The organism is [Bacillus] selenitireducens MLS10, assembly GCF_000093085.1.
Taxonomy (GTDB): domain Bacteria; phylum Bacillota; class Bacilli; order Bacillales; family Salisediminibacteriaceae; genus Salisediminibacterium; species Salisediminibacterium selenitireducens.
In genome coordinates, this window is sequence record NC_014219.1 from 2,427,541 (window position 1) to 2,449,380 (window position 21,840).

Consider the following 21,840-nt stretch of genomic DNA (forward strand, 5'->3'; position numbering starts at 1 on the left):
TAAAAGGTCCGGATTTTTTGATGCATTCAAACGTTATAGAGGATTTATTTTGCTGTAATTTCGAGAACTACCGTTTCGCCGGCAATGCCATCCATGCCTTCGTGCTTATCCATTGAAGCGACGGCATCATCGGCATTCGTGATGACCATAGGTGTAATGGTGCTTTCCGCTTTCTCATTAACTAAATCGAGGTCAAACTCGATCAGCTTCTCACCTTTTGCAACTTTGTCTCCTTCTTTGACCAGCTGTTTAAATCCTTCACCCTTCATCGCTACGGTTTCAAGACCAATATGAATGAGCAGTTCGACACCATTCACCGTCTTCAAACCGACCGCGTGCTTCATACTGTCAGACATTTGTACAACTTCAGCATGTACAGGTGCGTAGATCGCGCCTTCACTTGGTTTAATCGCAATACCGTCTCCCATCATTTTTTCAGAAAATGTCGGATCCGGAACTTCGGATAATGATACGACTTCTCCATTGGCATACGCTGTTAATACGTCTTTCCCATCTGCCTCAGGCATTTCTACAGGCTCTTTCTTGCCCTTTCCGAATAATTTCTTAAGCATGTGTGTTCACCTGTCCTCTCTCAATTTGTATATACAACTATACTTTATATCAGAAATGTGAATTTGTAAACATTTCTGTACTCTCTTTATTTCTATTCCCGCCAAGTGCTTATTTAAACGTCTGACCTTGCAGTAAGAACCTGATCCACCACATAAGCGACACCATCTTCGTCATTACGACGGGTAAGGATATCACTCACCTGTTTTACCGTTTCACCTGCATTCGCCATTGCTACAGCGGTTCCGGCAACATCAAACATGGATAAATCATTTAAATTATCCCCAATGGCCATGATTTCATGCGGTTTTATGTTTAAACGCTTAGCCATTTTCAAGACTCCATGACCTTTCGTGGCATCTCGGTGTGTGATCTCAAGATTTTCTTTGGCAGAAGCACTGACAGCCACATCCAGAAAGGCAAGTTCTTTTTTAATACGTTCGCGCTTCGCTTCATCGTTAGAAAAAGCCAGGAGTTTCAGAACATCGGGATCACGGTCTCCAGGAAGATCACTGTAACTGTCGACAACCCGGATCGTTCCTGCATCAAACCGCATTTGGGCAAGCTCTTTTGCATCTTTTTCGGACGAGAAATCGCCGGAAGACAAAAGCAGATCCACAACCAGATCGAGTCCCTCGGCTTTATTGTTCGTAAATGCTCCTTCTGATGTATACAGTTCATAATAAATCCGTTCTTTTTCCAAGACAGCTTGTATGGAGGAAAGCAAGCTGTCATCGATCGACCGTCGGTGTATGCATGAGCCATCCGGGTTCCTGACATCCGCTCCATTGACACAGACCATGGGAATGGATAACCCCGCTTCCTTAAGAGGCCCGCTCGCCTCAAAATAATCTCTGCCTGTTGCAGCAATAAAAGTAATACCCATTGCTTCTGCCTGCTTGATTGCCTCCACATTGGTCTTTGAAATGCGCCATCCGTCTTTCAGCAACGTGCCATCCATGTCTGATGCAATTAATCGTATATTCTTCATCTCTTGTTCGCTCCTTCATTACCTGTCACTGGACTTTTCTTTTATTATTGAATGGTTCATTGTATCACATTCAGTGTTCATAGATCATTTTCCTTGTCATTCCGCCATCAATGACAATGTCTTCACCGTTGATAAACTGACTGTCCTCATCGGCCAGGAACAGGCACATCCTCGCGATATCTGCAGGTTTCCCCACACGTTTAGAGAAATGCTGCTTATGATCAACTGCTCTCAGACCATCCCTGTCTCCTGTATGAATCCAGCCGGGACTGATACTGTTCACGGTGATCCTGTAGTCCTGAAGGCTCGCAGCCAAGGCATGTGTTACCGAACGAATGGCACCTTTGGATGCCGCGTAGGCTTCACTTCCTGGCTCGGACATACCTGCCCGAGTCGATGCGATCAGCATAATTCTCCCACCTTCCGGCATGCGTTTACTGACGTGCTGGCTTAAGAATACACCGGAACGAACGTTGGTGTTCATGATTTCATCCCATGTATTGATGGTTAACTCGCCAAAAGGAACGAAAGAAGAGAGTCCCGCGTTATGAATCAGAACATCCACTGTTCCTTCTTCAGACTGATCAATTTCAGCCATAACTCCCTCAAGCTCCGTCCGGCTCGCCAGATCACACTGCAGATAAGTCAATCCCGCGCTTTCGTTCTTCACCCACTCCGGCTTCGCTTGGCGATCGATTGTCGTGACGCGATACCCTGCTTCGAGGAATGCTTTCACAAGCTCTTTTCCAATGCCCTGTGCACCACCTGTAACTAATGCATGTTTCTGTTTCATGGTCTTCACTCCTGCTTTTTGTCGTTACATACAGGTTAGCAGTTTATTGTACAACATTTCCACTCTGAGCTATAATTCAAGTAGATTACAGGAGGTGTCTCATGATACATACATTTGACCGGCGTTTGTTTCTCTTTTTCATTATTTGGTACAGCATTGGTGTTGTTCTTCTTTCTTTCGACCTCGTTCCCCCATGGCTTGAGTGGGCGAATGTTGTCTTCCTCATAACATCCGGATTGATCGCGATGATGTTTTTTTACAGAAGTCACGCCATGATCCCCGGCATCATCACAATTTCAATCATTTTCGTTCTGTCCATGGCCATCGAGAGTTTCGGCGTCCATACGGGTCTGTTTTTCGGCGATTATTCCTATATGACAGATTTCGGTCCCAAAGTTGCCGGTGTCCCGATTACGATCGGCTTTGCATGGGTGATGGTTCTCGGTACATCCCACGTATTGGCGGCTCCGGTAACCAAGTACATCACCTCATTCCGATGGCTCGTCTACTCACTGTATGGTGCCCTTGTGGCAACGTCACTGGATTTAATCATTGATCCTGTAGCCTACGATGTTAAACAGTACTGGGTCTGGAATGAAGGCGGATTTTACTATGATATTCCCTTCTCCAACTTTTACGGCTGGTTTATTTTGTCCTTTGTGCTGCATCTGATTCTCTATGTCTTTTTCCACCGCTCAAGAGGCTGGACCAATATCCGTTCTTCCTTCTGGGAGATACGAATGGTTGTCCTCTATAACATGATGATGATCATGTTTATTATTGTGGCCGCTGTTAATGGCCTGTTTCTTGCAGTCGGGCTTACATCTGTCCTCACTGTAATCTATACGCTGCTTTACTTTGTCATGAAGGGGCGTACAGCATGATCGAAGCTGCACGCGACCCTAAATTTGTCAAACTCTTTCACGTTTATAATCTGCACCTGTTAAAGAAATCCTTTCATCATATTGGCCTGTCAAAAACGTCCATTCACCCGGACCGGATTCCAGATTCCTCACTCTTTCTCATAAATCATTCTTCCTGGTGGGATCCGTTGCTGCTGTTTTACGTGAATGAGGTCTGGTTAAAAAAAGACGGGATTGCCATGATGGATCAAAACGGACTTGAACGTTTTCCTTTTTTCAGAAAGCTCGGTGCATATTCCATCGATGCGAGTAACCGAAGAGCTATTCTGACATCACTGAAATACACCGCCCGGAAACTCGATCAGGGAACCTCTGTATTTCTGTTCCCGCAGGGAAAGGAAACACATATTGACCAGCGCCCACTCGACTTTATGCCCGGCGCTTCGTTCATTCAGGAAAAATCTCCGCACGTCAAAGTTGTACCCATCAGTTTTTATCATCACTTCTTTCATCATCAGCGTCCGGAATGGTTCGTTCATATTGGTGAACCGCTGTCTTTTCGACCGGATCTTTCCAAAACAGAACGGACAGCTTATTATGAAGAGCGTATGACCGCTCAGCTCGACGTCCTGAAAGAAACCGCAATGGACAATGATGACGATGCTTTCGTTACCCTTTTACGAGGTAAGCCAGGGGTAGGAGACCGCCTTGAAACGTTTACGTCTGCAGTAAAGAGGAGGCTGAATCAATGATCATTGTGATGTGGATCCTTGTCATCATTCAAGTCTGGGTTCTGTTTAACGGCTCTCTTCTGCCGGTCATGAAACATCACAAAGATGGCAACCGGCATGCAAATATTGATCAACCCCTGGTCAGCATCCTCGTTCCCATGCGAAATGAAGAACGGCATGCTGCGGATTGCATTGACAGTTTGAAACAGCTTGATTATGACGCGCTGCAAATTGTCATCATCGATGACGGTTCAACAGACGAGACTGCAACTATCCTTGAAGAGGCAATCGATCAGGACCCTCGTTTTTCCGTCATTAAAGGGACCGGTCTTCCTGAAGGTTGGGTTGGAAAAGTACATGCCTGTCATCAACTCTCAAAACATGCACAGGGAGATTATTATCTGTTTGTCGATGCTGATGTCAGACTGGAGCCGGAAACCGTTCAGGAGTCGATCTCACTCATGAAAGCTGAGACCGGCCTCTTAAGCGGCTTTCCAAACTATCCACTGAAAGGGATTCTCGGCCATTTGATCGTCCCTCTTCAACACGTGATTATTCACCTGCATCTTCCTGTGATGTTTGCTAATTTCACGAAATGGCCCATGGCCTCTGCTGCTCACGGTGCCTTTATGTTTTTTCGCAAAGAGGCCTATCTGGATGCTGGTGGTCATGAGGCTGTCAAACAGTCGCTCGTCGAGGATGTTCATATTACGAGAGCGATCAAAAAAGCCGGATGGAATTCGCTTCTTGTCAATCCGACAAGACTCGTAACCTGCCATATGTACGAATCGAATCAGGAAGTCTGGAACGGTTTTTCCAAAAACATTTACCCCGGTATAGGAAGAAATCCGATATTGGCCCTGTTGCTTGTCTTATTTTATGCAGGCACCTTTGTATCACCGGTATTTTTTGCTCTTCACGGTCTCTTTACGGGCCTGTTCGTCTCTTTCATCCCATTGCTTCTGACCATCAGTATCAAAATCAGCATTGACGTGATGAGCCGCCAAAAATGGTGGCTTGGCTTATTCATGCCGGTATCGATGCTGTTATTAAGTGCTCTGATTTTCTATTCCATGTATCTTGGACTCGCACAAAAAGGATTTACCTGGAAGGGGCGAACTTACTCATGACACATCAAAAAGCTGTTATAATCGGAGGCGGATTGGGTGGACTGTCTGCCGCGATCCGCCTCGCATCGCAATCCTACAGCGTCACTCTCATTGATAAGAACAAAGAACCCGGTGGCAAGCTCCATAAAGTCCAAATTGGCAATCACATGTTTGACTTCGGTCCTAATACCATTACCATGCCCCATGTATTTACGAACGTTCTCTCGGACGCCGGGCTGAACCCCGATGACTATTTTACATTTGAACGTCTCGATAGCCATACAAAAAATGTCTTTTCCGACGGAAGCAGCCTGATGTTTCATGCAGACGAAACTAAAATGAAGACTGAGCTTGCAAAATGGGACCCGGAATCCGCTTCGCGCTATCCGGTGTACCTAAAAGAAGTCCGTAAATTGTATCACCTTGCGAACTCGCATTTTTTCCACAGGACTTTTTCTTCGTGGACGGACTACTTATCCCTGCCGCTTACATTGGGAACGATGAGAGCCCGTCCCCTTGAGACGATGGACCATTTCCATCGGAAGTTCTTTAAAGATGAGCGGATCGTTGCCGCTTTTAACCGATATGCCACTTACATTGGGTCCTCTCCCTATCAGACACCCGCAACATTCGGATTGATCGGTCATCTGGAAATGGAACAGGGTGTCTTTTACGCAAAAGGAGGTAATCACACCATCGCAGATGGGCTGACACAAGCTGCCAAGGACCTTGGCGTTGAGATCAGGACCGATACAGAAATCAGTTCCTCATCCTTAAGCGGAGGTGCGTTGACTGCTGTTCATTCAACGGATGGTGAACAATTCAATGGAGACGTCTTTATTTTGAATGGGGATTTACTCACCCAGGCAGACCGGATTATCCATGGGAATCCAGGAAAAAAAGTCAATCGTACTGAACCGTCTGTCTCTGCTTTTGTGATCATGGCAGCTGTCGATACCAGGTTCGACCTTCACCATCACCATGTTTTCTTTGGAAAGGACCCAAAAGCGGAGTTCGAAGCGATCTTTCAACACCAGACCTATTCTGAAGATCCAACCATTTATATATGTACCTCCTCCAAATCTGATCCGGAAATATCACCGGATGGAGATAATCTGTTTATTCTTGTCAATGCACCGCCACTGCAAAAAGACGGCACTCTCGCAGAGCCCCCGGACATAACGGAGGCACGGATTTTCCAGCGGCTGAAAGACAAAGGCATTGACATTGCACCCCACCTGATTGATAAAAAGGTTGTCAGCCCGGCAGATATACACTCCCGGTTCCACGCATTCCGCGGAGCACTTTACGGCATCGCATCTAATCGGCATCAGGACACGTTCTTGCGACCATTTAACCGCTCAAAAGAGGTATCCAATCTCTATTTCGCCGGAGGTAGCACGCATCCGGGCGGAGGGTCACCCATGGTTGTATTGAGTGGAAAAAATGTTGCCGATCTGATCAAAAAAGAACATCCGTCTTCGTGAACGGGTATAAATGCCAGCCTGCAAAGTAAAGAAGAGCCATGCCGGTGATCCTCTCACCGTGCATGGCTCTCATTTATGGACGTTTCAATAATCTTTGCTTTTTCATCCTGCGTGACATAAGCCCGCTCATGAAAAACCTGATAGCCATTACGCCGAACAGCATTCAGAATGGCTTTGTAAAAGGATGCTGCTGCTTTGACCGGTAAACGGGCAAACAGCGGGTAAAGATTCAGCTCTGAAGTGCCTTTTAAGTAATGGGTTTCCGCGATCTCCGCAAGTTCTTCCCAAATGGCAATAAAACGGTCGTCAAGCACGCGATTCTCGAGATCGGCAATCGTATAGCCGTGTTTAGTCAGAATTTCACGTGGCAGATAGATCCGGTCGCGATCCAAATCTTCCCCAACGTCTCTCAAAATATTCGTGATTTGCATTGCATAACCGAGAGAAACCGCACTGTCGTAGAGTTCTTCTTTCTTGTCCGGTGAAAGGATCGGCAAGAGCATCAGTCCTACAGTACCCGCGACATGATAAGAGTATGTAAGAACCTCATCAAGGCTCTCATAGCGTTTTTTTGTCAAATCCATGTACTGGCCTTTAATCATGTCATAAAAGGGCGTATGATCAAAATCAAAACGTTTAAAAGCATCGTCCAAGGCGATCCACAGTGCCGTTTGTTCCGGAATATCCCCCGCGACAAATGTATCAAAATCGTCTTTAAATGCTTTCAGCTCCGCTTCAGGATTCTCTCCCTCGTCCACAATATCATCAGCAAGCCTGCAAAAGGCATAGACAGCCCAGACACCTTCCCGTTTTTCTTTCGGTAAGTGATTAAATGCTTTGGCAAATGTTTTGGAATGATGTTCAATGATTTGTCTGCACGCCTGATAGGCCTGGTTCACATCCATAATGTGCCCTCCTTACGTGAATTCAACATTTATTTTAGCACATCCGCTCCGATAATTAACAGATAAATGACTCTTCTGTCAGAATCGTCACATGTGACCAGCTTTGTCTTCCGCCCCCTGGCGATCAAGATACGAAGATAAAACCTTTGCCCCCTGCATAACAATCGGCACCCCGCCTCCAGGATGAACGGATGCCCCCACTGCATATACATTGTTGTATTTAAAAGGCTGTACCTGTGGTCTGAATACGCCGGATTGGAAAAGTGTCGGCGCGAGACCGAAGCTGCCTCCGTCAAAAAGTCCTTCTCTCATGCTGTCGTATGGGGTACGGATTTTCATCCACTCCGTTTTTTCTTTCAACCGGGCGTCAACACGTTTTTCCAACTCGCCATACATCCGTTCTGCAAACGATTGAAACGCGTCTTCAGACACATAAGAAGCCGACGGAACCGGAATCAGTACATAGGCCACACTTTTGCCTTTCGGAGCGAGGCTATCATCAATGATCGAAGGATTAAACACATAAAATGACGGATCCTCGGGCAGTTTATGTTTATCGAAGATTTCTTTCATCTGTTCATCGAGATTTTCTCCCATGTAAAACTGGTGAACGTCCTGGACATCGAGCGGTTCATTCAAACCGAAATACATCAGCACGCAGCCCGCTGAAGGCGTATATTGCCTGGACGGTGTATCTCCATTAACCAGCTTTTCTGCGACCGGAAAATCACCGTTTAAAATAAAACGGTCAAAGAGGACCATACCGTTACCGGTTTCTAGCGAGACGGCCGTGTCTCCCTCAAAATAAATCTTTTCCACTTCAGTATCACAATGGATCGTAACACCCCGTTCAATCAGGATGTCTGTCAGTACCTCGGCGAGTTTCGCATAGCCGCCTTTGATATACCAGATGCCATGCTCATGTTCACTGAAGGGAACAAGTGAATAGATGGCCGGGGTCGATTCCGGCGAGCCCCCGATGTAGAGGGTTTGGAGTGCAAAGGATTCCTGTAATTTATCATGCTTGAAATACTTTTTTGTCTGTTGCTTTACCGTCTGATAAGCCCTCAGTTTCATGAGTGTTTTTAAATTGCTTCTCGACCAGAACGCATTTTTCTTCACGAAATCCCTGTCGAGAAATGCTGCCTTTCCCTTCTCATAGCGGTCTTTCATATCAGACATGTATGAGAGGAAAGCGTCTTCCTCCCCAGGAAACAGTCGGGAAATTTCGTCGATCTGTTTTTTCTTGTCGCTGTATTTATAAAAGCTTGTCCCGTCTTTGAAGTGGAGGGGATATACAGGATCCACCTGTTGCATATCGACAACGTCAGGTTCAACCCCAACCTCTTCAAGAATATCACGGATCATTTGCGGCAACAGCACAATCGTCGGGCCTTCGTCCACTTTAAAGCCCGACTGCTCCACAAAGCCAAGGCGCCCTCCAAGTTTTGACTGCTTCTCGTAGATGGTCACTTCTTCACCGCGCTGCACCCGGTAAAGAGCCGTGATGATCCCTCCAATACCGCCGCCGATGATCGCTGTTTTCATACACTCACACCCTTTTTCTGTTTATAGGAATCTGCGATCAGATTAGCTGTAATTCTCCCGGATTCAAAAATGGTCGGGAGCCCGCTGCCGGGGTGAGTTCCGCCGCCAACCAGCCATAATCCGTCAAATTCCTCATATTGATTGTGAGGACGGAAGAACATCATTTGACCCAGATTATGCGCCAGATTAAAAGTTGCGCCTTTGTACACATACTTCTCATTTTCCCAGTCGTCCGGTGTCAGCACTTCTTCAAATTCGATATGTGCTTGTAAGTCGTCAATGCCCGTTTTCTCGGCAATTTGGTCCCAAACCAGTTTTCGGAAAGATTCTTTTTCTTTTTCCCAGTCAATCTCCGAAAAATTGTTCGGTACCGGCGCCAGAATATACAATGCCGATTTACCGGCAGGAGCAACAGTAGGATCGGACACGGACGCGTTTTGAATATAAATCGAAGGATCATCGGAGAGAATTTTGCTCTTAGTGATCTCTTCCACATTTTTCTTGTAATTGTCGGAGAACAGGATCGTATGGTGATCGAGATTGACCGGCATATCGATTCCTGCATATATCATAAATGTGGAGCAGGAATACTTTTTCTTCTTCAGCGTTTCATCCTTGTGAGATTTTCTCATCTTGTTATCAATCAGCATCTCCATGCCTTTCGCGAAGTCTGCATTCATCACTACGTGATCGGCTTTCAGCGTCTCTTCTGAATCAAGGATCAGACCATGTACTTTTTTCGACTCATCGATCAGCAGTTTTTTCACACCTTTATTCAGATGGATCTTCCCACCATGCTCTTCAATCACTTTTGCCATGGCTTTTGTCAGTTGATTGAGACCGCCTTTCGGGTGAAACACGCCCCATTCATGTTCCATATACGAGAGAATACTGAATGCGCCCGGACACTCCCACGGTGACATTCCAAGGTACTTGGACTGGAAAGTGAAAGAGAGCTTCAGCCGCTCATCATCAAAATAGGAACTGAGGACGTCGTAGAGACTTTTACCGAGTTCAAGCTCCGGAACAGCCTTCAGACTTCTTGGAGCGAGATAGTCGGTCAGGCGGTCGTGTTTTTTCTGCAATACAGGGGTCAATGCATTCATTTTTTTCCGTGTATCCGACATGAATCGATCGTAATGCTCTTCATTTCCAGGAAAATGGTGCGCGATTTCTTTTTTCATGGTTTCCGGGTCTCGCGACGCCCTGACAGTAGTGTCATGAAAGACCAAAGAATACATCGGCTCAAGCTCTGTCAATGTTACATAGTCATGCAGGCTGCGCCCCGCTGCCTCAAAGACCTCTTCAAGTATATGAGGCATGCTGAAGAATGTGGGGCCCAGGTCAAATGTGTATCCCCGTTCGGTAAAGGATGACGTCCGTCCTCCTATGTACGACTGTTTCTCGAACACCTGAACATCAAAACCTCTTGAAGCAAGCAGCATGCCGGCTGCAAGTCCGCCAGGCCCGGCTCCTATTATTGCAATCGTTTGTTTTTTCACTGTGTATCACCTCAACGACCGTTTCCATGGTATTTTATGTCTCAGTTATTATACCCAATCTGCATATCCAATAAACAAAAGTTATACATATTTACGTGATGTTTTCTCTTGCAGTTTTGCTTCGAAAACAGCGATAATAGAGAAAAGAGAGGTGAACATGATGGAAAAAGAATTTAAAGTATTCGCTACATTCCGTGAAATCTGCGGTGGAAAAACCGTCTCCATTGCTTACAATGAGAATGAACCCATTGACCATCTGCTCGACAAACTGATTGAACGCTTTCCCGCTATGCATGAAGAGCTGTTCACTGAAGAGCGTCAAATCCGGCAACATGTTCATGTTTTCATCAACGGGAGAAATGTGATTCATCTCGACGGACTTGAGACAATTGTGAAACCGGAAGATGAGCTTGCCTTATTTCCTCCGGTTGCAGGGGGGTAAAGCACATGATGGAGGAATTGGAGTTCCGAGGCATCCACCGGAAGGATATCATCATCTATTTTCAGGAGATGGGGGGTACTGTTTCGGAGGAGCGTGACGATGTGACCTATGTTCAGCATAATGACTGGAAGGCTGAAATTCAGCCGGAGACATCCTTTGAGTTTATGCATTCAGAAATCCCTGTCGTCAAACTTTCTGTTGAAGGAGCCACTGCAGAGGCCCATCAGGACGTCTTGAAAAAACTGCGTTTGAAAACATTCCGTGCCGGCGGATGATGCACGTGGAATCATTCAGAATCAAACCCAAATAAGCCCCCTATACCGTTGTCTGGTAAAGGGGGCTTGCCGTTAGCTCAGATTTGCATTTGCTTTTTCTTTTCTTCGGTAACGACGCCGTCTTTCCAACCTCTTGCTGCATAATACTCCGCAAGCATTTCATCGAGATGAGAAACAGAGCCTTCGGAGTTCCCGGATGCTTTTTCCTTCAGGAACCGATCCGGCAATCTGTCATCTTTGCCGTCGAAGCCTGCTTTATTATTGAAATACCGCTCGATGTTGTATACGCGTTCTCCGATCTCCATAATGTCATCGCCGGTTAAAGGAATACCGACAACTGCGCTGTACTGCTGCGCATAGAGGTCCGCATTTTCTGAGAACGCAGAGAATTTACAAAGATCAAGGGAATCAGAGAAGGCATGAAGATCCTGGAATACTTTCAGGAGCTCACCTTTCCCTTTGACTTCCAGCCGGTCTACCGGTTCAGGCAGGCCTGCAATTTCGGCAGATACGGTGTACCCGCGCAGGTGACATGCACCACGGTTACTTGTCGCATAGCCAAGTCCGATTCCCTGAATACCACGTGGATCATAAGCCGGAATTCCCTGGTTTTTCACTACCATAGCAAGTCCCTTGTTACCGAATTTCTCTGCAGTCGGTCCAGGTCCCTGTGCAAGGATGTCACCCATGCCTTCACGCTTGACGATCTTTTCAATCCATTCAATCATTGTATCAACGTCGCCCCATTCGATCCCTTCATCGATGAGACCTTTATCATAAGCTTCCATCGTAACAGAGAAGACGTGACCCAAATCAATGGTGTCGATACCGTAATCATTACAGCGGTCAATTATATAAGCAACCGCTTCTTTGTTACCGGTTCCACAGTTTGGACCAAGAGCCCATGCAGATTCAAACTCAAAGCTTTCCATCTTCACTTTATACTTACCGTCCGCCACTTCAACTTCTTTCTTACAGGCAACCGGACAAGCGTGACAGGTCGGTTCACCGACGAGAATCTCTTCGCGGATGGTTTCACCACTGACACCTTCTGCATGTTCAGATACGGTTGTCATCGAGTTGTTTGTCGGCAGAGCGCCTGACTCATTGATGATATTCATGAGGACGTTCGTTCCATATACGGAAAGACCACCCTTGTTCGGAGCGGTTAGTGCGCCTTCATTAATGGCTTTTAAGCCCGCTTTTACCGCCACTTTGTAATCATCTTCATTCGCCGCTTTTGGCATATTGCCTTTTTGAGCCCCTTTGATCACAATCGCTTTCAGCTTCTTCGATCCCGCAACTGCGCCGGTTCCGCCACGACCGGATGCCCGGTCATCTTCATTCATCCAACCGGCATAATTAACGAGGTTCTCCCCGCCCTGACCGATGGTCATGATACTAGTATCTTTGCTTCCGTAGCGTTCTTCAAGTTCTTTAACCGTCGCGTGCACGCCTTTTCCCCAAAGATCACCGGCATCACGGAGTTCCGCCTTACCATCTTCCACGTATAAGTAGACCGGCTTATCGCTCTTACCAGTAAAAATGAGATTGTCAAAACCCGCCCACTTTAAACGGGCAGCTGTCCAGCCTCCCATATGGGAATCTGTTACCGTATTTGTCAGAGGGGAACGGGTGACCGTACATAAACGTCCGCTCATATGAATACGTGTACCAGTCAATGGTCCTGTCATGACAGCAAGCATATTCTCCGGTGAATAAGGTTCCACATCGTAAATGCCATGATCCACCATATACTTGACACCAAGTCCCCGTGCGCCAACGTACTTTCTGACATTCTCCTCATTCAGTTCACGATACTCGACTTTGCCATCTGTGAGATTAACCCAGGCTTCATGATTCTTATAACCGCCTAAATTCATTACATTACCTCCCCGTAAAATAAAATAGTTGTTGCACTTATACTATTTCCACAATGACAGCGCTTTCTCCTGCAAAAAAAGAAAAAATGTCCATTATTTTTTTGTAAGAATGACGAGAAACCATCCCCCTTCGCGTATGATCGGTTTCACTGAAGTGAAGTCCAATCCGGCATCTTTCGCCAATACTTTCAGCTCCGTCATGTCAGGAAGAGGATACAGATTGTCATGAGCGGTCATAAATGCATTAAACGCGGACGTAAACATACCACCCGCAGTTTCTCCTTTCACAGGCGTAATAATCGTAATTTTACCTCCGGAATTCGTCATGCCGGCGATTTCCTGCATAAGCCGGCTCCTTGAAGAAACCGGAAAATAGTAGAGCAGGTTGTGAACCATCACCATGTCGACCGGGCTTTGTCCACTTTGAAGAAATGTCTCAAGATCTTCATTATACAGATGAACATGCTCAGGTAATCCACAGCGGGCATATTCGTATACATCCGGGTTTTTCTCAACCCCGATCAGTGAGGTACCTTGATAAGACTGATTGATTTTTTTCAGATACCCCCCAAAACCGCAGCCAAGATCAAGAACAGAAGCCGGCTTTTCCTGTCCGATCAGTTTCATAATCGGAGGCAGTGCCGCTTTCTCAAGGAGTGTCGAGGTCTCTGCGACGACCTGACCGAATGCTTCGTCCCGATATACACGTTTATGACGGTTTTGTATCAGATCCGGGTATTCAAGGAGTGTGGGAATATGAAGCTCCATCATTTCCCTGAGCAGGATCCCTGCGGATTCCCCGCTGTCCACCGTTGCAAAACGGACAAGCTTCTTCTTCGATTTGATTTTGCCTGTAAGCGTCTTATCAAGATGGCCGACCTGAAGGCCGACGTCCACCCAGTTTTGAAGGAGCTCCTCATCCCAGTTGTAGCGTTCCGCAATCTGGTGCACACGTTCACCGGATTCAAAGAGCCTGAACAGATTCAGCTTATATCCAACGTGGGCATGCCAGGTTTTCAGAAAACTCTCGTTGCTCTTCATCCACTTTCTCGCCTGCAGAAATCGCCTGACTTCAAACATGTGACCCACCTCCGGCTCGTTCGTTAAAGAACAGTTCCCACTATCCGGAAATAAGAAACCTCTATTCAGTGATTTCGAGAATGAATCGTTCCACTGCTTCATCGATCATTTCGTACACTTCACGAAAATTTCCGGTAAAATAAGGATCCGGAACATCATGATCATTGAACTGTTTTGAAAACGACAATAACCGTATTATTTTTGCCTTTGCATCGTCCGGCCTTATTCTTAAAAGATTAGCTTCGTTCGATGAATCGAGAGCAATCAGATAGTCAAAAGTCCGGAAGTCTTCACTTTTCACCTGGCTGCCAGTCATCCCTTCATGATCAATCCCGTGCATGTCAAGAATCTCCAGCGTGCCTTCATGAGGGCGTTTGCCAATATGCCAGTTCCCGGTTCCTGAAGATGTGACACGAACCTGGTTTTCCAAGCCCTTCTCTTTCAGTTTATGCTTCATAATCGCTTCTGCCATGGGAGAACGGCATATATTCCCCAGACAGACAAACATGACTTCAATCATCCTGTCACCCCGTTTTTGTATCAGTGTAGCAGTCCGCATCAAAAAGAAAAAGCCCCCGGATTAACCGAGAGGCATTAATTCTTTAAGCACGTAGCTGTAATTTTCTTTAATGGATGCAAGTGCTGCATCGACTGAAGGCACATCTTCACCAATCTTGAAGGTTTGAACACTCTTAAGGGAGTCACAGGATGCTTCTTTGCAAGCCAGAATCTGAACCACTTCTTCAGGGTCACATTCAATTTCCTCAACTTTTGTTCCTGCACAGCGGCAATCCACATTCTCAAAGCGTTCATACATGACATAGTATCCGTCTGCCACTTCATCTGACAATAATTCCGCTGTCTCCACCAAGTCCTTCACGATCATCGTTAAACGACCTCTCTTTTACATTTTATTTGTGAAATGAATCACAGTTTTTCTTAACTACAATTTACATGATACAACAAATCGCGGATGAAATGGTGACGATTCCGTGAATATTACGTTACAAATTTGTGTGTTTCTGAATGATTACTCACCCTTATTTTCGACTCATCTGTTTTCCTGCAATACGTTCTGCAAGCCTCGGAAACAGCTGATAAAGCTTTGCCGCTTTACTTAACAAAAAGGGCATCTCAATCTCCCGTTTCGGTTTCAGAATTAACCTGACCGTGCGTTCTGCCACATACCCCGCATCAAGCATGAACGAGCGTACATTTTCTTTATAGGTCCCTGTCTTATCAGCACGGACAAAGAAATCAGTCTCAATGGGTCCAGGGTTGACAGTGCTTACTGAAATCGGCTCGCCCATGGTTTCCATCCGGATGGCATTGGCGAAACCAATCACAGCATGTTTACTCGCTGAATACGCACTGGCTTTCGGAGTGGCAATTTTTCCTGCGAGGGATGCCACAAAAATAATGGAACCGTAGCGCTGTTTTCGCATGCGAGGCAAAACCGCCTTTGTGCAGGCGATGGTGCCAAGTACATTCGTGTCAAACATCCCTCTCGCATCTTCCATGCGCATCTCTTCAATGTAATCAAAAATCGCATAGCCCGCATTGTTGATCAGTGTCGTGATCGCACCCTCATTCTGATAAATGGCTGCAATCACCCTGTCCACCTCATCCTGATCGGCAACATCGAGTCTGTATACCGGCGCCCTGATCCCAAACTGTTCATAGATAACATCGGCAAGATCCCTGAGTTTGTCCTCTGAACGTGCGGTCAAAACAGGAATACCGCCCTTTGCCGCAATGGAGATCGCCATTTCACGTCCGATGCCTCCCGAAGCGCCTGTGATCAAAACCCGTTCGCCTGTCAGTGTCTGTTTCAATGGATTCACTCTCCTCATCTGTAATCACGCAATCACACTCACTTTTACTTCCCAGTAGAAGTATACCGGATAATCTCTCATTGACCAAAGAGATTCCCTTGACAGAAAACGTTCCATTGTTCATACTGTCATCATTATCATCTGAAAATTCGGAAAGTAATTATGGAGGCGATACCGATGACAACAACCATCAGTCTGATCGGGGCCGGATCAATGGCCGAAGCATTGATCGCCGGCTGGACCAACCCCGCAAACAGGGGCCGGTATCACCACCAGATCAAGGTGAGCAACCGGTCAAACGACCAACGGCTGAACTACATGTCGCACACGTATCCGGTGGAAACAACCCGGGATCCTGAGCGACTCATTCAGCAAAGTGACATCATTATTCTTGCCTGTAAGCCGAAAGACTGGCAGGAAGCCCTTGAACCCTACCAGGACTATTTCACGCCTGAACACACACTCATATCCGTCATGGCGGGTATATCGACTGCGGATTTTGAGGCGTTTTTCCCTTTTTCACTCCCGGTCATCCGAACGATTCCAAATACGTCCGCAGTGGTGAATGAATCCATGACACCTTTTGCGGCAGGTCAACATCTGACTGAAGAAAAACTGCAAGCCTTCCGCGAACTGTTTCTCGACGTCGGCGAGATTGAACAGGTCGATGAACAACAGATGGATGCCATGACGGCACTTACGGGGACAGGACCCGCTTACATCTACTACCTGATGGAATCCATGGAGAAAGCCGCTGTCGATGAAGGCGTTGATCCGGAGCTTGCGAGAAAGCTTGTGTCTCAAACCCTCCTCGGTGCCGGTATCCGTGTAAAATCCGAGGATATTCCGCCCAAAATTCTCTATGAACAGATAATGAGCCCAGGCGGTACGACAGAGGCAGGCTTTCGTGTTCTCGAACAAAAGCAGGTCCAGCCTTCGATCATGGCATGTATCTCTGCAGCCTGCACCCGCTCAAGAGAGCTCGGGTCCATTCTGTCTCCGAGCGACACTGCGCCACCATCCAAGACGAAGCCCAAGCATAACTGATTCTATGAACGATCATTTGAACCCGGTCTCTAAACCGGGTTCTTTCTTGTTTCGTGCGTTCCCCGCATTCTTTTCATTTGGCGCTTTTTGGTTTATACTGATAAACAGTACACAAACAGTGTAATCCAGTTTCTTTTTGCCGCTCTTCTACACAGTGCCGGCGAACTGACAGGAGGATGAACAGTCATGAGAACATCCCATTATGATGTGGTGATTATCGGGGGCGGACTGGCCGGACTTTCTGCGGCAGCACGTCTTGCCTTTAATGGAAAAAAAGTAGCCGTTGTCGAGAGGGGGAAACTCGGCGGAAGAGCGATGACCATTAAGCTGAAAGGATTTCAGTTTAATTTCGGTGCCCATGCCATCTATGCAAGAGACACATCGTACTTAAGTAAAATGGAAAAAGAAATGGATCTCGATGTCACGTGGGAAGATTACCGGCAGCTCCAGTCCCGTTATGATATGGGAGACGAGACAACGGTGATTCCTTCAAACTTCGGCGGTCTGCTTCAGACCAAGCTGCTGAAGGGGTCTGATAAATTCCGCTTCGCCTATCACATGCTCTTTACAACCCTCGGTTTTGAGAAAGGTGATCCGAATCTCTCAATTGATGAATGGATTGAGTTAAACCGAATCAGTCCGGCCGTCCGTGAAATGATGCTTAATCTTGCCAACAGCAATTTCTTTGCCGGAGACGCAGGTCAGATTCCGTCCAATGTCTTCTTTGACTATTACCGACGTCTCTTTAAAACCAATATCCCTGTCAGTTTCATTCAGGGGGGTTGGCAAGTGCTGATCAATGAGTTTAAACGGGTCATCCGCGAGAACGACGGTCAGATTTTTGACAAGACGAAGATCACGGATCTCCTGACAGACGGTGAACGCGTCCAGGCCGCAAATGCAAAACGCCACCGTTTTACCGCTGATGAATTTATCTTCGCCATCCCTCCGGAACAGCTGCAAAAACTGTTTGCCGATACCCGGCTCAGTCAGGAGCTCACACCTTATACCGATTATGAGCCTGCTTATGTCATGTTTTATGATATAGGCCTTAAAAAAAGGATCGAAACAGACTATACGTATGTCTTTGACAAAGACAGACAGATGTTTATCACCGATATCTCCTATTATGATCTCGAAGCAGCGCCGCCAGGCGGACAGCTTCTTCAGGCAGTGGCCTATCTGCGCAGAGATCAGGTCAATGACCCTGAAGCTCACGAAGCGATTATCAAAAAATTCGAAGCCTTTTATGACAGACATTTCCCGGGTTGGCGTGATCAGCTCATCATCCCGCGGGCATCGAAAAAACCTGTTCTACAGGCAATCCGCTGGACGATGAATCAGCAGGGACTGCCGATTCATTTTGAGAAGATGCCAAACGTGTATTTCGCCGGTGACTGGACGAACGGACAAGGACAGCTCTCGGAACTGTCATTTTCAAGTGCCTATGATTCCACCGAACGGATCCTTCATCATACACCGGCGATCCCACAGCCCTTATAAACAACTTGAGAGACCGTTCATTCGGTCTCTTTTCTGTTTGTAACGTAAATTCGTCCGGCAGGGTATACCTTTTCGTGCAAAACGGACAAACATCCAGTACAATAAACATCGCATGACCGATATCACGCATGAGGAGGCATTCACGTGGAACAGCTCCGGCTACGCATTCATCATATTGTGGAACATAATTGGTTTCAGGGGATCATCATCACCCTGATTTTATTTAATGCCGTAATCGTTGGTCTTGAGACCTATCCTGGCATATATGCGGAATACCGCTCGTTTTTCTGGTCGGCAGATACGGCCCTTCTTTGGATTTTCACCGTCGAGATTGCCATGCGGTTATTTGCCGCAAAGCCCTTTTCAAGTTTTTTTAAGAGCAGCTGGAACTGGTTTGATTTTCTCATCGTCAGTGCCGGCCATATCTTCGTCGGTGCCCACTTTGTCACCGTGCTCCGGATTCTCCGGGTATTGAGGGTGTTTCGGGCCATTTCCGTCATTCCTTCACTGAGGAGACTTGTCGACGCCCTTCTCATGACGATTCCGTCACTCGGGAACATTATGCTGTTAATGGGAATTATCTTTTACATCTTTGCGGTCATCGGTACGATGCTCTTTCAAACCGTGGCTCCCGAATATTTCGGAAATCTTCAGCTTTCGCTATTGACGCTCTTCCAGGTCGTGACGCTTGAATCCTGGGCAAGCGATGTCATGAGACCGATCTTTGACGAGCTCTGGTGGTCGTGGATCTATTTCGTTTTATTTGTCCTGGTCGGCACCTTTGTCATCTTTAACCTGTTCATCGGAGTCATTGTCAGTAATGTGGAGAAATCGGAAACCTCTGAAAAAGAAGCGGCCACAGCCATCAGGGATGAGGCTCAGACGGAAGAAATCCGGGCACTACGCGGTGAGATCGAGGAGTTAAAAGCGCTGATTAAACAGGACAGGCAGGAAAAATAACATGGTATGTCAGATTATCTGACGATTTTCACACGATGATTTTTCTTTCATGCTATAGTAGAACAAACAACGCAACCAGCAGAGAAAGAGGCGATCCCCTTTGTCACTGGACTATAAAGACAAAAAAGTCATCGGTATTGGTATAATGAGTGAACTGACAGGTCTCTCCGAGAGACAGATCCGTTACTATGAAGAACGTAAACTCGTCTTCCCGGAGCGGAGCAAAGGCGGAACCAGGAAGTATTCCTTCGCCGATGTTGAACGTCTCGTCGATATTGCAAACAAGATGGAAGACGGCATGCAGACGTTTGAGATCCGAAAGCAGGAAATGAAGAAGTCAGATGTTCGGGATAAAATGCTTCGCGGTCAGTTAAACGCTGCCTTCAAAATGCGTAAGTGACGGATCTTTCCCCCTTACCAAAAAGAGGCTCACCGTCTGTTGTGACGGTGAGCCTCTTTGCATGATCAGGACGCTTTTGTCCACTGATCGTTCATATCCACATTTGCCGCTTTCATCATCGTATATACCGGGCAGCGGGACTCCACTTTTTCCTGCAGTTCCTGAATCCGGTCATCAGACTCGGACGTTTTCACAACAGCCTTGACTTCTACTGACTGAAAGTAAGGACGTACTTCAGGATCACCCATGAACCCTTTCGGGTCAAATTTGCCGCTGATTTCAAACGTAATGCCCTGCAGATCAAAATTCATTTCCTTCGCGGCCATATGCGCCGTTACATTCTCACATGATGCCAGTGCAGACAACGTGGTCTGAAGGGGATTCGGTCCTTCGTCTTTACCGCCCATCTGGCTTCCTTCATCGAGGGTAAGGCTGTGCTTTCCTGCTTCAGCCTCCACTTTTAAGCCTTCTGACCGTGCTTTAATTTGAAATGTCATCATTGTTAAAACGCACCTTTCTTAAAATAAGTTTTCCATAATGCATATAGGATAAACAGAGTATAAGCAACAGCCTGTTTCCAGGCTGTTGAGCGCCTCTGAACGCTCATATTCTTCGGGATACCCTGATGGGAATCCGTTTAAACACTTGCCTCACTGCCTGATGTAACTGCTGATTCTTTAAACCAGCGCTTCCCGGCAAATTTCGCATAAAACGAAATGCTCGAATATTGGAACATAAAGGCAATCGTGACCAGAATCGCGGCTTCCGCAGAAAAGGCCGTAGCTGCGATCCCGATGGCAATGGATAAATTTCGGAGAACCGTGCCGTTGACAAGGGCAATCCCGTCATTTCGGTTAAAGACTTTTCGGGCTACGAACGTTGCGAACACGTAGTTAATCACATAGAACAGGAGAATCGAAAATGCCGCAAGGACGATCAGTGACAGATTGCCTACGAGCATCTCCGCTCTCGCACTCGTACTGACAAAGACGACATAAAGGAGCCCCCAAATACTGAGCGGTGCAAGATTCGGCTTAATTTTCCTCTGAAATTCCTGTTGCGTGACTTTTTTCATGATCAGTTTAGTGGCGATCTGACCGAGGACGAGTGGAACGAATACGACTGTGAAGATGGTCTGAAAGGTATTGAAAATATCAATCGGCACATATTGACCAACCATGACAAGCAAGTACCACGGTGTCAGAACGGAGCCGATGATTAATCCGAAGACCGTCAGTTTCACGGCTGCAGGGACATTCCCTTTTTGAATGCCCGTCCAGGCAATCGTCATCCCGCTTGTCGGCAAAAGTGCTACGAGAGCGAGCCCTGCAAACATCAGCGGTTCATCTCGCAAAATAGTGAATCCGATCAGCATGGCAACAAGCGGAATCCAGATGAAGTTGATCAGAAAAGAGACCCCGATCAGTTTCGATTCCTGCCGGATTTTCGTCAGTTCCTGCAGTTTCAACCCGACCATTGTTGCAAAAATCATGATGATCGTCGCTGCGAGGATGGTTGAACCAAGCGCTGACGTGTCAACGTTTAAACCGATGATAAAGCTGATAATCAATACTGATGGCAGAACCAGCAGCAGGTGTTTTTGTGGAAAATGATAAAGTTTCATTAGCATTGTATGTTCACCCCACCCTGAAATAAATACCCCATTAGGTATAACAGTATGTTACTACGCGTATGATGCTTTTGTCAACACCCCAGACCATTTTCTCCTAAAACCTTTACCTGACAGGGGTTGTCACCTACGTACCGGCTGGTCAAACTGTACCACTATCATGCGACTGAATCATGAAACGGCTTACAGAAGTTGAACGAAGAACGGATTTTTGAGAGACGATAACCACCCATTTATTTACCAATCATGGCAATTCAGTTGACTTTTCCCCATTTTCAACCTACAC

The 21,840-nt window shown here is 46.6% G+C and carries 23 protein-coding genes; 10 read left to right on the plus strand and 13 right to left on the minus strand.

Annotation, left to right across the window (positions count from 1 at the left end; genetic code table 11):
* Window positions 1-44: 44 nt before the first annotated feature.
* The 3 genes from BSEL_RS11230 to BSEL_RS11240 all read right to left on the minus strand — a co-directional run bounded on the left by BSEL_RS11230 (window position 45) and on the right by BSEL_RS11240 (window position 2,354).
* On the minus strand, window positions 45-572 hold the full coding sequence (locus BSEL_RS11230; RefSeq protein ID WP_013173132.1) for a PTS sugar transporter subunit IIA: 528 nt from the start codon (window positions 570-572) through the stop codon (window positions 45-47).
* 113 nt (window positions 573-685) lie between these two features.
* Complete coding sequence (locus BSEL_RS11235) at window positions 686-1,561, minus strand: Cof-type HAD-IIB family hydrolase (protein WP_013173133.1); 876 nt, start codon at window positions 1,559-1,561, stop codon at window positions 686-688.
* Window positions 1,562-1,631: 70 nt separating this feature from the next.
* On the minus strand, window positions 1,632-2,354 hold the full coding sequence (locus BSEL_RS11240) for an SDR family NAD(P)-dependent oxidoreductase (protein ID WP_013173134.1): 723 nt from the start codon (window positions 2,352-2,354) through the stop codon (window positions 1,632-1,634).
* A gap of 101 nt (window positions 2,355-2,455) precedes the next feature.
* Here BSEL_RS11240 and BSEL_RS11245 point away from each other — a divergent pair, with 101 nt between their 5' ends.
* The 4 genes from BSEL_RS11245 to BSEL_RS11260 are packed head-to-tail and all read left to right on the plus strand — an operon-like array spanning window position 2,456 to window position 6,544.
* On the plus strand, window positions 2,456-3,238 hold the full coding sequence (locus BSEL_RS11245; RefSeq protein WP_013173135.1) for a carotenoid biosynthesis protein: 783 nt from the start codon (window positions 2,456-2,458) through the stop codon (window positions 3,236-3,238).
* On the plus strand, window positions 3,235-3,969 hold the full coding sequence (locus BSEL_RS11250; protein ID WP_013173136.1) for a lysophospholipid acyltransferase family protein: 735 nt from the start codon (window positions 3,235-3,237) through the stop codon (window positions 3,967-3,969). Before BSEL_RS11245 ends, BSEL_RS11250 begins: the two co-directional genes overlap by 4 nt.
* Complete coding sequence (locus tag BSEL_RS11255) at window positions 3,966-5,078, plus strand: glycosyltransferase (RefSeq protein WP_013173137.1); 1,113 nt, start codon at window positions 3,966-3,968, stop codon at window positions 5,076-5,078. Before BSEL_RS11250 ends, BSEL_RS11255 begins: the two co-directional genes overlap by 4 nt.
* Window positions 5,075-6,544 carry a phytoene desaturase family protein gene (locus BSEL_RS11260; protein ID WP_013173138.1) on the plus strand — a complete coding sequence of 490 codons (1,470 nt, stop codon included), beginning with the start codon at window positions 5,075-5,077 and terminating at the stop codon, window positions 6,542-6,544. Before BSEL_RS11255 ends, BSEL_RS11260 begins: the two co-directional genes overlap by 4 nt.
* 53 nt (window positions 6,545-6,597) lie before the next feature.
* On the opposite strand, the gene BSEL_RS11265 is transcribed toward BSEL_RS11260, so the two are convergent.
* The 3 genes from BSEL_RS11265 to BSEL_RS11275 all read right to left on the minus strand — a co-directional run bounded on the left by BSEL_RS11265 (window position 6,598) and on the right by BSEL_RS11275 (window position 10,499).
* Complete coding sequence (locus tag BSEL_RS11265) at window positions 6,598-7,449, minus strand: phytoene/squalene synthase family protein (protein WP_013173139.1); 852 nt, start codon at window positions 7,447-7,449, stop codon at window positions 6,598-6,600.
* A gap of 87 nt (window positions 7,450-7,536) precedes the next feature.
* A complete protein-coding gene (locus tag BSEL_RS11270; RefSeq protein ID WP_013173140.1) occupies window positions 7,537-8,997 on the minus strand; it encodes a phytoene desaturase family protein in 1,461 nt (486 codons plus the stop codon).
* On the minus strand, window positions 8,994-10,499 hold the full coding sequence (locus BSEL_RS11275) for a phytoene desaturase family protein (RefSeq protein ID WP_013173141.1): 1,506 nt from the start codon (window positions 10,497-10,499) through the stop codon (window positions 8,994-8,996). The genes BSEL_RS11270 and BSEL_RS11275 overlap by 4 nt, the downstream gene beginning before the upstream one ends.
* Window positions 10,500-10,656: 157 nt before the next feature.
* Between BSEL_RS11275 and BSEL_RS11280 the strand changes: the two genes are divergently transcribed.
* On the plus strand, window positions 10,657-10,941 hold the full coding sequence (locus BSEL_RS11280; protein WP_013173142.1) for a ubiquitin-like small modifier protein 1: 285 nt from the start codon (window positions 10,657-10,659) through the stop codon (window positions 10,939-10,941).
* A gap of 5 nt (window positions 10,942-10,946) precedes the next feature.
* Complete coding sequence (locus tag BSEL_RS11285) at window positions 10,947-11,216, plus strand: hypothetical protein (RefSeq protein ID WP_013173143.1); 270 nt, start codon at window positions 10,947-10,949, stop codon at window positions 11,214-11,216.
* A 77-nt stretch (window positions 11,217-11,293) separates the two neighbouring features.
* Here BSEL_RS11285 and BSEL_RS11290 read toward each other — a convergent pair whose 3' ends face one another.
* From BSEL_RS11290 to BSEL_RS11310, 5 genes are all read right to left on the minus strand, one after another.
* Window positions 11,294-13,099, minus strand: a complete 1,806-nt coding sequence (locus BSEL_RS11290) for an aldehyde ferredoxin oxidoreductase family protein (RefSeq protein ID WP_013173144.1) — start codon at window positions 13,097-13,099, stop codon at window positions 11,294-11,296.
* Window positions 13,100-13,192: 93 nt separating this feature from the next.
* A complete protein-coding gene (locus BSEL_RS11295) occupies window positions 13,193-14,179 on the minus strand; it encodes a class I SAM-dependent methyltransferase (protein ID WP_013173145.1) in 987 nt (328 codons plus the stop codon).
* 61 nt (window positions 14,180-14,240) lie between these two features.
* Entirely contained in the window at window positions 14,241-14,699 is a 459-nt protein-coding gene (locus BSEL_RS11300; protein ID WP_013173146.1) for a low molecular weight protein-tyrosine-phosphatase, read from the minus strand.
* Between the two features lie 60 nt (window positions 14,700-14,759).
* Window positions 14,760-15,065, minus strand: a complete 306-nt coding sequence (locus BSEL_RS11305; protein ID WP_013173147.1) for a hypothetical protein — start codon at window positions 15,063-15,065, stop codon at window positions 14,760-14,762.
* A 154-nt stretch (window positions 15,066-15,219) separates the two neighbouring features.
* On the minus strand, window positions 15,220-16,014 hold the full coding sequence (locus BSEL_RS11310) for an SDR family NAD(P)-dependent oxidoreductase (protein WP_013173148.1): 795 nt from the start codon (window positions 16,012-16,014) through the stop codon (window positions 15,220-15,222).
* Between the two features lie 177 nt (window positions 16,015-16,191).
* Here BSEL_RS11310 and proC point away from each other — a divergent pair, with 177 nt between their 5' ends.
* The 4 genes from proC to BSEL_RS11330 all read left to right on the plus strand — a co-directional run bounded on the left by proC (window position 16,192) and on the right by BSEL_RS11330 (window position 19,924).
* Window positions 16,192-17,061 carry a pyrroline-5-carboxylate reductase gene (gene proC, locus BSEL_RS11315; protein WP_013173149.1) on the plus strand — a complete coding sequence of 290 codons (870 nt, stop codon included), beginning with the start codon at window positions 16,192-16,194 and terminating at the stop codon, window positions 17,059-17,061.
* Between the two features lie 186 nt (window positions 17,062-17,247).
* On the plus strand, window positions 17,248-18,564 hold the full coding sequence (locus tag BSEL_RS11320; RefSeq protein ID WP_013173150.1) for a phytoene desaturase family protein: 1,317 nt from the start codon (window positions 17,248-17,250) through the stop codon (window positions 18,562-18,564).
* 144 nt (window positions 18,565-18,708) lie between these two features.
* Window positions 18,709-19,524, plus strand: a complete 816-nt coding sequence (locus BSEL_RS11325) for an ion transporter (protein WP_013173151.1) — start codon at window positions 18,709-18,711, stop codon at window positions 19,522-19,524.
* A gap of 145 nt (window positions 19,525-19,669) precedes the next feature.
* A complete protein-coding gene (locus BSEL_RS11330) occupies window positions 19,670-19,924 on the plus strand; it encodes a MerR family transcriptional regulator (protein ID WP_177304853.1) in 255 nt (84 codons plus the stop codon).
* 65 nt (window positions 19,925-19,989) lie between these two features.
* Here BSEL_RS11330 and BSEL_RS11335 read toward each other — a convergent pair whose 3' ends face one another.
* Together BSEL_RS11335 and BSEL_RS11340 are read right to left on the minus strand one after the other, a co-directional pair.
* Window positions 19,990-20,424, minus strand: a complete 435-nt coding sequence (locus tag BSEL_RS11335; protein ID WP_013173153.1) for an OsmC family protein — start codon at window positions 20,422-20,424, stop codon at window positions 19,990-19,992.
* Window positions 20,425-20,561: 137 nt separating this feature from the next.
* Window positions 20,562-21,554 carry an arsenic resistance protein gene (locus BSEL_RS11340; RefSeq protein ID WP_013173154.1) on the minus strand — a complete coding sequence of 331 codons (993 nt, stop codon included), beginning with the start codon at window positions 21,552-21,554 and terminating at the stop codon, window positions 20,562-20,564.
* Window positions 21,555-21,840 lie beyond the last annotated feature (286 nt).